The organism is Pseudomonas sp. EpS/L25 (genome assembly GCF_001512295.1).
Taxonomy (GTDB): Bacteria; Pseudomonadota; Gammaproteobacteria; order Pseudomonadales; family Pseudomonadaceae; genus Chryseomonas.
Map to the genome: position 1 here is coordinate 667,580 of NZ_LNUP01000015.1, position 13,673 is coordinate 681,252.

Annotated in this window: 14 protein-coding genes; 12 read left to right on the forward strand and 2 right to left on the reverse strand. The window is 68.4% G+C overall.

The window, feature by feature from the left end; all coding sequences use genetic code 11:
* Positions 1-8: 8 nt before the first annotated feature.
* Entirely contained in the window at positions 9-692 is a 684-nt protein-coding gene (gene rutR / locus AR540_RS19605; protein ID WP_059231208.1) for an HTH-type transcriptional regulator RutR, read from the reverse strand.
* 352 nt (positions 693-1,044) lie between these two features.
* Between rutR and rutA the strand changes: the two genes are divergently transcribed.
* The 12 genes from rutA to AR540_RS19665 all read left to right on the forward strand — a co-directional run bounded on the left by rutA (position 1,045) and on the right by AR540_RS19665 (position 11,871).
* Positions 1,045-2,133 (forward strand): pyrimidine utilization protein A, encoded by a 1,089-nt coding sequence (gene rutA / locus AR540_RS19610; protein ID WP_059231210.1) that lies wholly within the window; start codon positions 1,045-1,047, stop codon positions 2,131-2,133.
* The gene (rutB, locus tag AR540_RS19615) at positions 2,133-2,861 is read left to right on the forward strand and encodes a pyrimidine utilization protein B (RefSeq protein ID WP_059231212.1); all 729 of its coding nucleotides are present in this window, start codon (positions 2,133-2,135) and stop codon (positions 2,859-2,861) included. Before rutA ends, rutB begins: the two co-directional genes overlap by 1 nt.
* A 6-nt stretch (positions 2,862-2,867) precedes the next feature.
* A complete protein-coding gene (rutC, locus tag AR540_RS19620) occupies positions 2,868-3,251 on the forward strand; it encodes a pyrimidine utilization protein C (protein ID WP_027600052.1) in 384 nt (127 codons plus the stop codon).
* Between the two features lie 102 nt (positions 3,252-3,353).
* Positions 3,354-4,139 (forward strand): pyrimidine utilization protein D, encoded by a 786-nt coding sequence (rutD, locus tag AR540_RS19625; protein WP_059231214.1) that lies wholly within the window; start codon positions 3,354-3,356, stop codon positions 4,137-4,139.
* Between the two features lie 4 nt (positions 4,140-4,143).
* Positions 4,144-4,665 carry a flavin reductase gene (locus AR540_RS19630; RefSeq protein ID WP_059231216.1) on the forward strand — a complete coding sequence of 174 codons (522 nt, stop codon included), beginning with the start codon at positions 4,144-4,146 and terminating at the stop codon, positions 4,663-4,665.
* A 327-nt stretch (positions 4,666-4,992) separates the two neighbouring features.
* Positions 4,993-6,012: an isopenicillin N synthase family dioxygenase gene (locus AR540_RS19635; RefSeq protein WP_059231218.1), complete on the forward strand. Its 1,020-nt coding sequence runs from the start codon at positions 4,993-4,995 to the stop codon at positions 6,010-6,012.
* Complete coding sequence (locus AR540_RS19640; RefSeq protein WP_059231219.1) at positions 6,012-6,398, forward strand: VOC family protein; 387 nt, start codon at positions 6,012-6,014, stop codon at positions 6,396-6,398. Before AR540_RS19635 ends, AR540_RS19640 begins: the two co-directional genes overlap by 1 nt.
* A 20-nt stretch (positions 6,399-6,418) precedes the next feature.
* Entirely contained in the window at positions 6,419-7,510 is a 1,092-nt protein-coding gene (locus AR540_RS19645) for a BMP family ABC transporter substrate-binding protein (RefSeq protein WP_059231220.1), read from the forward strand.
* 93 nt (positions 7,511-7,603) lie between these two features.
* Positions 7,604-9,118 carry an ABC transporter ATP-binding protein gene (locus AR540_RS19650; RefSeq protein ID WP_059231222.1) on the forward strand — a complete coding sequence of 505 codons (1,515 nt, stop codon included), beginning with the start codon at positions 7,604-7,606 and terminating at the stop codon, positions 9,116-9,118.
* On the forward strand, positions 9,111-10,238 hold the full coding sequence (locus AR540_RS19655) for an ABC transporter permease (RefSeq protein WP_059231224.1): 1,128 nt from the start codon (positions 9,111-9,113) through the stop codon (positions 10,236-10,238). Before AR540_RS19650 ends, AR540_RS19655 begins: the two co-directional genes overlap by 8 nt.
* Positions 10,235-11,161, forward strand: a complete 927-nt coding sequence (locus tag AR540_RS19660) for an ABC transporter permease (RefSeq protein WP_059231226.1) — start codon at positions 10,235-10,237, stop codon at positions 11,159-11,161. The genes AR540_RS19655 and AR540_RS19660 overlap by 4 nt, the downstream gene beginning before the upstream one ends.
* Positions 11,158-11,871, forward strand: coding sequence for a cysteine hydrolase family protein (locus tag AR540_RS19665; protein ID WP_201786123.1), 714 nt, complete (start codon positions 11,158-11,160; stop codon positions 11,869-11,871). The genes AR540_RS19660 and AR540_RS19665 overlap by 4 nt, the downstream gene beginning before the upstream one ends.
* Here the strand turns inward: AR540_RS19665 and AR540_RS19670 are convergent.
* Positions 11,846-13,525 (reverse strand): ArnT family glycosyltransferase, encoded by a 1,680-nt coding sequence (locus AR540_RS19670; protein ID WP_177339260.1) that lies wholly within the window; start codon positions 13,523-13,525, stop codon positions 11,846-11,848. The genes AR540_RS19665 and AR540_RS19670 overlap by 26 nt on opposite strands.
* Between the last annotated feature and the right edge of the window lie 148 nt (positions 13,526-13,673).

Genomic DNA, 13,673 nt, shown 5'->3' on the forward strand with positions numbered 1-13,673 from the left:
TCCCGCGCTCAGGTGGCGGGACGGGGCCTCAGGCCCTCGATGATCAGGGTCTCGAGGCCCTGCAGCACCTCTTCGAAGAAGTCCGGGTCGGTCAGGTTGCGCCCGCAGAGGGCCTGCACCTGCACCCGGAAGTCCGCGTAATGCTGGGTGGTGGCCCAGATGCTGAAGATCAGGTGGTGCGGATCCACCGGTGCCAGCTTGCCGGCGGCGATCCAGGCGCGGATCACCCGGACCTTTTCGACCAGCAGGTCGTGCAGACTGCTCTGCAACTCCGGCAGCAGCAGCGGCGCGCCCTGGATCATCTCCAGGCAGAACAGGCGGGACTCGGCCGGCCGGTCGCGGGACATCTCCAGCTTCTGGCGCAGATAGCCGCGCAGGGCGTCGAGGGGTTCCTGGTCTTCGCTGAAGGTGCGCAGCGGGCTCAGCCAGGTGGCGAGCAACTGACGCAACACGGCCAGGTACAGCTCTTCCTTGTTGCTGAAGTAATAGAGGAGGTTGGTCTTGGAGACATCCGCTTGCAGCGCGACCTGATCCAGGCTGGCGCCATGCAGGCCGAAGCGGGAAAAGATATCGAGGGCCGCGCCGAGGATCTGCGCGCGCTTGGCCTCGATCTGCCGTAGCCGTCGCTGCTGGGCGGCCGGGCTGGGGGTGCGGGACTTACGTGGGGGCGAAGCGTCACTGGCCTGACTCACGAACTGCTCCTTGGGCCTTATTCGATGTCTGACGCGTGCCAGTCACTCGGTGAACGGCTAAGGCACGGTCGCTCGGTTCGCACCATCCTGGCGACGAACAAATGGCGAACACCTCGATGGTCGCCAAGAGTTCAACTCTAGCATGTCGGACGGCCGTTCATGCCCCGGATTCGGGCACCCTGCACAAACCAGGTGCTCTAGTGTGGACCAAATAGTCTGAATTTAATCACGGATGCGATCCAAGTGATTGATTGGGCTTAATTTTCAGAACTTGGCAAGCTTTCTGCTCTCATCCTGCAGCAACGGCGCCCTCGGGTGCGTTCCGATTCCTGACTGCGGAAGAGTGCGAGCGATGAACATCGGTGTCTTCATTCCCATCGGCAACAACGGCTGGCTGCTGTCGGAAAACGCGCCTCAGTACCGGCCTACCTTCGAACTGAACCGCGAGATCGTGCAGCGCGCCGAGCACTATGGCTTCGACTTCGCCCTGTCGATGATCAAGCTGCGCGGCTTCGGCGGTAAGACCGAATTCTGGGACCACAACCTGGAGTCCTTCACCCTCATGGCCGGGCTGGCGGCGGTGACCTCGCGCATCAAGCTGTTCGCCACCGCCGCGACCCTGACTCTGCCGCCGGCCATCGTCGCGCGCATGGCCGCCACCATCGACTGCATTTCCGGCGGTCGCTTCGGCGTCAACCTGGTCACCGGCTGGCAGAAGCCCGAGTACAGCCAGATGGGCCTCTGGCCGGGCGATGAGTTCTTCGCCAGTCGTTACCAATACCTTGGCGAATACGCCCAGGTGCTTCGCGATCTCTGGGGCACCGGTCGCTCGGACTTCCAGGGCGCGCACTTCCGGATGGAGGACTGCCGGGTGAGCCCCCAGCCCCAGGCGCCCATGGAGATCGTTTGCGCGGGAGCGAGCGATGCCGGCCTGGCCTTCGCCGCCGAGCACGCGGACTACAGCTTCGTCTTCGGCAAGGGCGTCAACACGCCCAAGGCCTTCGCGCCGGCGGTGGAGCGGTTGCAGGCAGCCACTGCCAAGACCGGGCGCGACGTCACCTCCATCGCCCTGTTCATGATCATCGCCGCCGAGACCGACGAGGCCGCCCGCGCCAAGTGGGAGCACTACAAGGCCGGTGCCGACGAGGAAGCCATCGCCTGGCTCGGCGCCCAGGCCGCCGCCGACACCAAGTCCGGCAGCGACACCAACGTGCGCCAGATGGCCGATCCGACCTCGGCGGTGAACATCAACATGGGCACCCTGGTGGGTTCCTTCGCCAGCGTGGCACGTATGCTCGACGAGATCGCCGAGGTGCCCGGGGCCAGCGGGGTACTGCTGACCTTCGACGACTTCGTCCAGGGCGTGACCGACTTCGGCGAGCGCATCCAGCCGCTGATGCAGAGCCGCCGTCACGTCAATCTGCTGCAGGAGAGTGCCTGATGAATGCCGTGGAAACCCTGGCGGGTTATGCCCTGCCCGCGAGCGACGCCGAGGCGGTGACCTTGCCGGCGCGCCCCGAACCCCTGCGTCTCAAGGCCAGCGAGACGGCCCTGATCGTGGTGGACATGCAGAATGCCTATGCCAGCCAGGGGGGCTACCTGGACCTGGCCGGCTTCGACGTCTCGGCCACCGGGCCGGTGATCGAGAACGTCGCCGCCGTAGTGGAGACCGCCCGCGGCGCGGGTATCCAGGTGGTCTGGTTCCAGAACGGCTGGGACCCGGAATACCGCGAGGCCGGCGGCCCCGGTTCGCCCAACTGGCACAAGTCCAATGCCCTCAAGACCATGCGCAAGCGACCCGAGCTGCAGGGGCAATTGCTGGCCAAGGGCGGCTGGGACTACGCCCTGGTGGATCGGCTGCAGCCGGCGGCGGCAGACCTGGTGGTGCCCAAGACCCGCTACAGCGGCTTCTACAACACCAACCTGGACAGCCTGCTACGCGCCCGTGGCATCCGCAACCTGGTGTTCGTCGGCGTCGCCACCAACGTCTGCGTGGAGTCGACCCTGAGGGACGGCTTCTTCCTCGAATATTTCGGCGTCTGCCTGCACGACGCCTGCCACCAGGCCGGCCCGCGTGCGGCCCACGACGCTGCGCTGTTCAACATCGAGACCTTCTTCGGCTGGGTCGCCAGCTGCGCCGACTTCCACACCACCTTCGCCAAGGACTGAGCCACCATGCCCAAGCAAGCCGTGATCCCCGCCGGTACCGGTACCCCCATCGCCCCCTTCGTGCCCGGCAGCCTGGCCGATGGGGTGCTCTATGTCTCCGGCACCCTGCCGTTCGATGCGCAGAACAACGTGGTCCATGTCGGCGACGCCGCCGCCCAGGCGCGCCATGTCCTCACCACCATCCAGGGGGTGGTGGAGGCGGCGGGTGGCACCATGGCCGATGTCACCTTCAACATGATCATGCTCACCGACTGGGCGAACTACGCCGCCATCAACGCGGTGTACGCCGAGTTCTTCCCGGGCGAGAAGCCGGCGCGCTATTGCATCCAGTGCGGCCTGGTGAAGCCGGACGCCCTGATCGAGATCGCCAGCATCGCCCATGTCGGCTAGGACGAGCGCCGTACTCTGCCCCCGCTCCGTACCGCCCCCTCTCCCTCCGGGAGAGGGCTGTGGAGAGGGCTACCTCAACCACTGAACCACCGAGGACCGCCCATGCACGTCGAACTCCATGGCCGCCAGGACCCGGCGGCCGACACCCTGCTGCTCAGCTCGGGGCTGGGCGGCGCCGGGGCCTTCTGGGCGCCGCAGCTGGCGGCCCTGGGCGAGCACTTTCGGGTGGTGGTCTACGACCAGCCCGGCACCGGCAAAAGCCCAGCGGAATTGCCCGCCGACTATCGTATCCAGCACATGGCCGAGGACCTGCTGGCCCTGGCCGATCGCCTGGAGCTGCGCGACTGCCTGTTCATGGGCCATGCCCTGGGCGGCCTGGTGGGGCTGCAGGCCAATCTGCTGCGGCCGGGGCTGATCCGCCGCCAGGTGCTGGTCAACGCCTGGAGCCGGCCCAATCCCCATACCGCGCGCTGCTTCGCCCTGCGCCAACGACTACTGCGCGACAGCGGCGCCGCGGCCTACGTCCAGGCCCAGGCGATCTTCCTCTATCCGGCCACCTGGATCGCCGAGCACGACGAGCGCCTGGCCGCCGACGAGGCCCATGCCCTGGCGCATTTCCCGGGTGAGGCCAACGTGCTGCGGCGCATCGGCGCCCTGCTGGCCTTCGACGTGGACGCCGAGCTGGCGCGGATTGAGGTGCCGACCCTGGTGCTGGCCAACCGCGACGATGTGCTGGTGCCCTGGACCTCGTCCCAGCGCCTGGCCGCGGGTCTGCCTCGGGCCACCTTCCAGTTGCTGGAGTGGGGCGGCCACACCTCCAGTGTCACCGACCCCGCCACCTTCGACCGGGTGGTACTCGACTATCTCAGCCAAGCTCGCGAGGAATAGCGCCATGTCCGTTGCCCATGCCTTGCCGCCTGCCACGCCGCCCGCCGTCCCGGTCGAGCGCGACCTCTTCCGCGGGGCCATGGCGCGCCTGGGCGCCGCGGTCAACATCGTCACCACCGATGGCCCGGCCGGGCCAGCCGGCTTCACCGCCACCGCCGTGTGCAGCGTCAGCGATACCCCGCCGACCCTGCTGGTCTGCCTCAACCGCGGTGCCTCGGTGCATCCGGCCTTCAGCGCCAACGGGGTGCTCTGCGTCAACGTCCTGGCCGCCGGCCAGCAGGCGCTGGCCAACCTCTTCGGCGGCAAGACCGCCATGCCCGAACGCTTCGCCGCCGCCCGTTGGACGCGCCTCGCCAGCGGCGCGCCGGTGCTGGACGGTGCCCTGGTGGCCTGTGACTGCCGCATCGCCGAGGTGCAGTCGGTGGGCAGCCATGACCTGTTGCTGTGCGAGGTGCTGGGCGTAGCCGAGCCGGGTGGCAAGGGCGGGCTGCTGTACTTCGACCGGCGTTATCACGAGCTGGATTAGTCGGGGCTGTTGGGCTTCCGTAGGTTGGGCCGAGCCCCGCGAAGCCCAACATCCCCAAGCTGCCAACCATCCGTATTCACCCCCTTCGCCCGTTCCCATCCATCCCCTGGCACCACCGCGAGCCACCCCGGTGCACGCTGATCGCTCAAGGTGCAGCGTGCCACTGACGGGTCACAGACTTTTTATCCAACCTGCTGTTTTCGTATGGTTTTTTAGTTTTTACCAAATGGTCCAAAGCTGGCACAGCGGTTGCAATTTCCCTGCTGCCGTCCTGCCCGGTGAACGTGCGTCGCGCTGTCTCCTTTCGTCCCACTCGTGAGGTCCGTCATGCCGCTGTCCAGTGTTCCCATCATCGATCTGGCCCCCTATTTCGCGGGCTCGGCCGCCGGCAAGCAGGCGGTGGCCAAGGCCGTCGACCAGGCCTGCCGCGATATCGGCTTTCTGGTCATCACCCACCACCAGGTGCCCGACGAGCTGGTCGAGCGCGTCTCGCGCCTGTCGCGGGCCTTCTTCGATCTGCCGCTGGCGGAGAAGCGCAAGGCCGATCGGCCGCGTCCGGACCAGGTGCGCGGCTACAGCGCGGTGGCCGAGGAAAGCCTGTCCTACAGCCTTGAGGAAGCGGCGCCGGGGGATCTCAAGGAGTCCTTTTCCATCGGTCCGCTGGACGTCCCGGCCACAGCCTACTACCGCGGTCCCGAAGCCGGGCCGCACTTCGCGCCCAATGTCTGGCCCACGGCCATCCCCGGCTTTCGCGAGGCCTATGCCGAATACTTCGCCGCCATGAGCGACCTGGCGCGCACCCTGATGCGCCTCTTCGCCCTGGGACTGGCGTTGCCGGAGACCTATTTCGACAGCCGCATCGACCGCCACATCAGCATGTTCCGCACCCTCTGCTATCCCCACCAGAAGGAAGCGGCGCTGCCCGGCCAGTTGCGCGCGGGGGCCCATACCGACTACGGCAGCCTGACCATCGTCCGTCCCGACGACGCCCCCGGTGGCCTGCAGGTGCGCAATGCCGACGGCGAGTGGGTGGACGTGCCCAAGGTGCCGGGCGGCTTCGTGGTCAACATCGGCGACCTGATGATGCAGTGGACCAACGACCGCTGGGTCTCCACCCTGCACCGGGTGGTGAATCCGCCGGCGGATGCCGGTTGCGACACCCGCCGCCAGTCCCTGGTGTTCTTCCACCAGCCCAACTACGACACCCTCATCGAGTGCCTGCCCGGCTGCGCCACGCCTGGCACGCCGCCGCGCCATGCGCCCATCACCTCGGGCGATCACCTGAGATCCAAGTTCGTCAAGCAGACCACCTTCGGCGGCACCCAGGCCGGCGTGCGGGTGGCCTGATGCCGAGTCTTTCCTACGTCAACGTCTTCGCCCAGGACGTGGTGGCCCTGAGCGGCTTCTACCAGCGAGTGTTCGGTTTTCCCGAGATCGCGGCGATCCGCTCGCCGATCTTTCGCGGCCTGGATACCGGCAAGACCGCCATCGGCTTCAACGCGCCCGAGGCCTATGAGCTCTTGGGACTGGACGAATTCGTCGGCAGCCAGGGTTGCCGCTTCCTGCTCAACCTGGAGGTGGACAGCCGTGCCGAGGTGGATCTCCTGGTGCCAGTGGCCGAGGCCGCCGGTGCCCGCCTGCTGAAGGCGCCCTACGAAACCTACTACCACTGGTACCAGGCGGTACTGCTGGACCCGGAAGGCAACGTGTTCCGTATCAATCACATGCTGTGAACAGGACTAAGGACAAGACGATGCTGAGCAGATGGCTGGGAAGAGTGGCGTGCGTGCTGGCGCTGGTGGGACTGGGCGCCGTGGCGCAGGCGGACGACGAGGGCTTCACCCTCAAGGGCGAGCCGAAGATCGCCATGCTGTATTTCACCGCCAAGAACGATGGCGGCTGGACCCAGGCCATGGACGAGGCGCGGGTGAAGATCGAGAAGGAGCTGGGCATGAAGATCCAGTTCGTGGAGAACGTGCCGGAGACCGCCTCGGCCATCCGCCCGGCCGCCGAGCGTTTCATCAAGCGCGGCGCCAACATCGTCATCGGCACCGCCTTCGGCTATTCCGACACCTTCAAGCAACTGGCCGAGCAGTACCCCGACGTGGCCTTCCTCAACGCCTCGGGCACCACCAACGGCCGCAACCTGGAATCCTTCTACGGCCGCACCTACGAGAGCCAGTACCTCTGCGGCATGGCCGCGGGCGCGGCCTCCAAGACCGGCAAGCTGGGCTTCGTCGCCGCCAATCCCTTCGGCGTGGTGAACTGGACCATCAACGCCTACGAGCTGGGCGCCCGGCAGATGAATCCCAATGCCACCCTGACGGTGATCTACACCGGCAGCTGGAACGATCCGGTCAAGGAGCGCGCCGCCGCCGCGGCGCTGATCGATCAGGGTGCCGACGTCATCGGCCAGCACGTGGATACCCCCACGCCGCAGATCGTCGCCCAGGAGCGCGGCGTCTACGGCACCGGCCACCACCGCGACATGCGCCAGTTCGCGCCCAAGGCCACCCTCTGTTCCTCGGTGTGGGTCTGGGATCGCTTCCTGGTGCCGGAGCTCAAGCGCGTCATCGCGGGCAACTGGAAGCCTGCGCCCCACGGTGCCTTCGTCTCCATGGCCGACGGCGGCACCGACATCGCCGGCTTCGGCGACGGCGTGCCCAAGGCGGCCCAGGAGAAGATCCTGGCCGAGCGCGAGGCCATCCTCAAGGGCAAGCAGATCTACGCCGGTCCCCTGAGCGATCGCGACGGCAAGGAGCGGGTCGCCGCCGGCCAGGTGCTGTCCGACCCGGCACTGTGGCAGATGGACTGGTTCGTCCAGGGCGTGACGACGCAGAAGTAGAGCGCCACCGGCGCGGCTGTGCGCCCTGGGTAGCGTGGAAAACCGCACAGCGTTTTCCACGCAAGCGATGCTTGGACCGATTTGGCGATCCCCATGAAAAGACACAACGCTCTGCAACTGCGTGGCGTCGGCAAGACCTTCGATGGCTTCCAGGCGCTGCAGCAGGCGGATTTCCTGGTGCGCTGGGGCGAGGTGCATGCGCTTCTCGGCGAGAACGGCGCGGGCAAGTCGACGCTGATGAACATCGCCGCCGGCCTCTATGCACCTGAGACCGGCGAACTGCTGGTGGACGACAACCCGGTGCGGCTGCGCGGTCCGGCGGACGCCGCTCGGCTGCGCATCGGCATGGTCCACCAGCACTTCAAGCTGGTCCGGCCGTTCAGCGTCGCCGAGAACGTGCTGCTCGGCCTGCCAGCCGGAGCGGGCAGCCATCGCCGACGCCTGGCCGAGATCAGCGAGCGCATCCGCCAGCAGGCCGCCGCCCTCGGCTTCGCCATCCGCCCGGAGCAGCGGGTGGCGGAGCTGTCCATCGCCGAACAGCAGCGGGTGGAGATCCTCAAGGTACTGCTGGCCGGGGCACGTATCCTCATCCTCGACGAACCCACCGCGGTGCTCACCGATGGCGAGGGCGAGCGGCTGTTGCAGACCCTGCGCGCCCTGGCGGCGGAGGGCGCCGCCGTGGTGCTGGTGACCCATCGCATGCAGGACGCCCTGAGCTACGCCGACCGCCTCACGGTGATGCGCGGCGGCCGCACCCTGCGCAGCCTGGACCCCGCCGAGGTATCGGTGGATGAATTGGTGCGCCTCACCGTGGGTGACGCCCAGCCGCTCGCCGATACCCCGCGGCGTGCCGCCGGGGCACCGCTGTTGCGGGTGCGCGGCCTGCGCACCCCGGAGCGCGGCGGGCGCCGCGCCCTGGACGGTATCGACCTGGAACTGCGCGCCGGCGAGATCTATGGCATCGCCGGGGTCGGCGGCAACGGCCAGGGCGAACTGGCCGATGTGCTGATGGGCCTGCCACAGCCCTACGAGGGTGAGGTGCGGCTGGAGGGCTTCGGCGAGCTGGGTACGGCCGCCAGCGCCCGACGCCGCGACCTGCGCATCGCCGCCATTCCCGCCGACCGCTATGGCAGCGCCCTGGCCGGAGGCCTGTCGGTGGCCGACAACTTCGCCATCGGCGCGGTGCACGCCGGTCGCTTTGGTGGTTTCGCCCGCCTGGATCGCCGCGCCCAGGAAGCGGCGACCCAGGCGGCGGTCACGCAATTCGATGTCCAGGGCGTGCGCTCGGTCCGGCAGAAGGCGGCGCTGCTCTCCGGCGGCAACGCCCAGAAGCTGGTAATCGCCCGGGAATTCGGCCGCGAGCCGCGGCTGGTGCTGGCCCACAGTCCCAGCCGGGGCCTGGACGTCCGTGCTGGTGCCGAGGTACAGGCGCGGCTGCTGGCCGCCCGCGAGGCCGGCGCCGCGGTGTTGTTGATCAGCGAAGACCTGGACGAGGTGCTGGCACTCGCCGATCGCATCGGGGTGATGAGCGCCGGACGCCTCGTCGCCGAATTCCAGCGACCCGCCGATCGCCAGGCGATCGGCCATGCCATGGTGAATCATGCTTGAACCCCTGACTCCGCCGCTGGCACAGACCGCGGCCGCGCGTCCGCGGCAACCGCTGTTCAGCCGCCGCTACACCCTGGAGATCCGCCAGCAATTGGCCTGGCCCTGGCAGGCGCTGATCCTCGGCCTGGCGCTGTTGCTGGGACTGGGCCTGTCGGCCGCTATCCTGGTCTTGGCCGGGGTGCCGGCCGGCGAGCTGCTCAACGAATTCGTGGTCGCCACCCTGTTCGACGCCCAGAGCCTGCAGGCCACCCTGTTCCAGGCCGCGCCGGTGATCCTGGTGGGCCTGGCCGGCTGCCTGGCCTTTCGCGCGCGCTTCTGGAACCTGGGCCTGGAAGGCCAGATGATCTGGGGCGCCCTCGGCGCCACGGCGGTGTCCTTGTTCGAGATCGGTCCGGAAGCCCTGCGCCTGCCGCTGATGCTGATGGCGGCATTGCTTGGCGGCCTGCTCTGGGCACTGGCGCCCTTGCTGCTCAAGCTGCGCCTGGGGGTGAACGAGATCATCGCCTCGCTTATGCTCAACTACATCGCCGCCAACTTCCTGTTGCACCTGGTGTTCGGCCCCTGGAAGGACCCGCGCGACGCCTTTCCCTATTCGCCGCTGTTCCGCCCCTTCGAGCGGCTGCCGGAGTTGCTGCCCGGGCTGAGCCTGGCGGTGCCCCTGGCGCTGCTGGTGGCGGTGCTGGCCTGGTGGTTCGTCGCCCTGAGTCGCGCCGGGCTCTACCTGAGATTCGTCGACGCCAATCCGCGGGTGGCCGGCGCCGTCGGCGTGCCGGTGCGCGCCACCATCCTCGCCACGGTGCTGGCCTCCGGCGCCCTGGCCGGGCTGGCCGGCTTCGTCGTGGCGGCGGGGCAGGAAGGGCGGCTGACCCAGTCCTTCTATCAGGGCTATGGCTTCTCCGGCATCCTCATCGCCTTCCTGGCGCGCAATAACCCGCTGGCCGCCGCGGTGGTGGCCTTCCTGGTGGCGACCCTGTTCGTCGCCGGGCGCAACCTGCAGGTGTTCTACCAGATCCCCTTCGCCATGGTGCAGCTGATCCAGGCGCTGATCGTCATCTGCGTGGCGTCCTCGGATTTCTTCATCCGCCATCGGCTCAGACGCAGCCAGGGAGGTGCCGCTTGAATCTACTCGCCAGCTGGCTGGGTAACGTCCCCGACTTCGCCGTACCCTACGCCCTGGCGGCGCTGGGGCTGATCCTCACCGAAAGATCCGGGGTGCTGGCCTTGCATGCCGAGGGGCTGATGCTGGTCGGCGCGCTGTTCGGCATAGGGGCGCAACTGGCGCTGGGCAATGCCGGCCTGGCGCTGCTGGCGGCCATGGGCGCGGCGGCGCTGGTCTCGCTGCTGTTCGCCGTCATGGTGATCTGGCTGCGCATCAACCAGGTGATCGCCGGCCTGACCCTGGTGTTCTTCTGCCAGGGCCTCACCGGCCTGCTCGGCACCCTCTGGGGCTGGACCAACCAGCCGGTGTCCGGGCTGCCGGCGCTGGCGCTCTGGCCGCTGTCGGACCTGCCGCTGGTGGGGCGGCTGTTCCAGCAGAACCTGCTGGTCTACCTGACCCCGCTGATCTTCCTCGCGGTGATCGTCTGGCTCGAACGCACCACCCCCGGCCTGCGCCTGCGGGCGGTGGGCGAGAATCCCCAGGCGGCCGATGCGGCGGGCCTCTCGGTGGCCGGCTATCGCTTGCTGGCGATCCTCGCCGGCGCGGCCCTGGTCGGTCTTGCGGGCGGCTACATCGCCGTGCTCAGCACCAAGCTGTGGATCGCCGAGATGACCGGTGGCCGTGGCTGGATCGCCGTGGCCCTGGTGATCTTCGCCCGCTGGTCGCCCTGGCGCGCCCTGGCCGGGGCGTTGCTGTTCGGCTGCATCGAGGCGCTGATCCCCCAGTTGGCCGCCGCCGGGGTGCGGCTGTCGCAATACTTCATCCTGATGGCGCCCTATGCCGTCACCCTGGGCGTGATGATCTGGGTCGCCCTGGCCGGGCGTGACCGCCTGAGCCAGCCCGGCGCCCTGGGCGAAGCCTATGTTCGCGAGGAACGCCGATGAGCCTGCGTGCTTTCGTCTATGAAGAACCCCGCCTGCTGGCGCGAGCGGACTTCGCCGATTACCTGGACCCGAGCACCACGGCGGTGCTGTCCATCGACCTGCACCGCGGCCACCTGGACGCCTCGCCGGATTGTCCCTGCCCGGCACCGCGCGCCCTTGGCCTGGTGGCGCCGGTGGACGCCTTCCACCGCCAGGCCCGCGCCCTGGGCGTGCGTATCGTCCATGTGAAATCGGTGCTGCGCGCCAATGGCGCCGATGACCTGGGTGGCATCCCCGCGGCCTGGCGGCGGACCTTTCCGCTGCACGTCGGGCCGATTCCCAACGCCGACGCCCATGCCGTGGAAGGCTCGCCCTGGACCGAGCTGCTCACCGAGGTCCTGCCCGAGGATCTGCGGGTGGAAAACAAGCGGCGGCTGTCGGCTTTCTATCCTACCGACCTGGACTTCCTGCTGCGCAACCAGCGCATCACCACCGTGGTGCTGGATGGCGGCTTCACCGACTGTTGCGTGCTCAACACCGCCTTCGACGCCAGCAACCGCACCTACCGGGTCATCGTCCTGCGCGACCTGGTGCGGGGAACCGACGAAGGCCTGGAGCGGGCGGCGCTGAGCATGGTCTCCCTGCACCTGGGGCTGGTGATGGAGTCCTCGGATCTGCTCGCGGCCTGGGGCAAGGACGAGGCTGTCAGGGCCGCGTCGTCATCCGGCTGAAGGCGCGGAAACGCTCCTTGAGATTGCCGGGCCGGGCGCCCTGCCAGACCAGGTGCCAGCCCGGAGGAACCGCCACCGGCTCGTGCCACTCGTCCTGCACCACCAGCACCTGGCAGGGCACCTGGGGCAGGCTGGTCTGTTCCTGCGGTGGATAGCCACTGTAGACGTGCAGCATGGAGCGCTCCGACTCCCCCAGGCCGTAGCTGGCCACGCAGTCCGTCTGTGGCAGCACCCGCTGCAGTTCGGTGAAGGGCCGGGCATAGCTGTTGCCCAGGTCGACCCAGGGCAGCCAGAGGCTGTTGGCCAGGGTCCAGCTGACGGTCAGGCCCACGAACCAGACGCTGGCGGCACCCAACTGCGCACGCAGCCCCAAGGTGACGCCCCAGCCGACCAGGGCCAGCAGGGCGACCGCCCAGGCAAGGAGACTCAGCGACAGGCGTTCCGCTATCGGCAAGTGCTCGCGGACCAGCTGCGGCCAGGGCAAGGCCCAGCCCAGCGCCAGACCGATACCGCCCAGAGCCAGCAAGGCGATGAACGGAGTCCAGAAGGCCACGCTGGCGTCACGGCCGAGGCGGGCGATGGCCGGTGGTGGCTCCAGCCGCGCCGCCAGCAACGCCAGGGCGGGAAACAGCGGCAGCAGATAGAGGCTGCGAAAGACCGCCGACTTGAGCAGCACCCCCAGGCAGACGATGGCGTAGAGCACCACCGCGGCCAGTCCCGGATGCCGGCCCAGGCGCTTCAGGGGGCTGCCGCCACGGCGATGGAGCTGCCAGAGCGTGGCGCCGAGCAGGACCAGTCCGGTGGGAAAGGATAGCGCCGCCAGGTCCGCCAGGCTGGAGAGCAGGCCGTCGGTATCGCTGTTGCGCGCCTCCAGGCCGAAGAAGCGGCCGATGTTGTTGGTCCACAGCCAGGTATGGAATAACCCTGGCGCCTGGTGCCAGAGCAGCGCCGGCCAGATCAGCAGCCAGGGCAGGGCGGCCAGGACCGCGGCGAGCACCCAGCGGCGACCTTCCGGCGCGCGTAGACGCTGCGGCCAGCAGAGGGCGCAGAGCCCGCCACAGAGCCCCAGCACCCCCGGCACCAGCAGGCCCTTGCTCATGAAGGCGATGCCCAGGCCGCTACCGAACAGCAGGCCGCGCGACCAGGGCTTTTGGCCGTCGTGCAGGTAGGCCGCCAGTCCCGCCAGGCCCAGGGTGGCGCCAGCCAGTTGGGGGACGTCGGCGATCAGCAGGTGGCTGTGTTGCACCACGCCCAACATGCCCAGCAGGGCGAGCAACGCCTGGCGCGCGCGACCGGGCAGCAGCCGTTGGGTCAGCCAGGCCAGGGCGGCGAGGGTCACCAGCATCCAGCCCAGCACTGCCAGCCGTGCACCGTCCGGTTCACCGAGCCAGGGCGAGAACAGCCGGGCGGTGAGGGCGCCGCTCCAGTACATCAGCGGCGGCTTTTCCATGAAGGGCGCATCGCCGACCCGAGGGATCAGCCAGTCCGGGGTGGTGAGAAAATTCCAGACCATGCCGAAGGAGTAGGGCTCGTCGGCTTTCCACAAGCCACGGCCGAACAGCCCGGCGAGCAGGTAGGCGGCCAGGCAGCCGATTAGCAGCGCCCGTTCCAGCTGTACGGCTCTTGGGGCGGCAGGGGAAAGAGAGGGGAGCACGGCAGGGACTCCTGGCGGAATGCTGCCGGTATACGGGGTTTGGCTTAGAGGGGGCTTAAGGCGGTTACGGGATGACTGGCACGAAGGTCAGGGCCAATCGCGGCCATGGGCCGCTCCTACGGGGTTGGATTGGCCTTGTAGGAGCGGC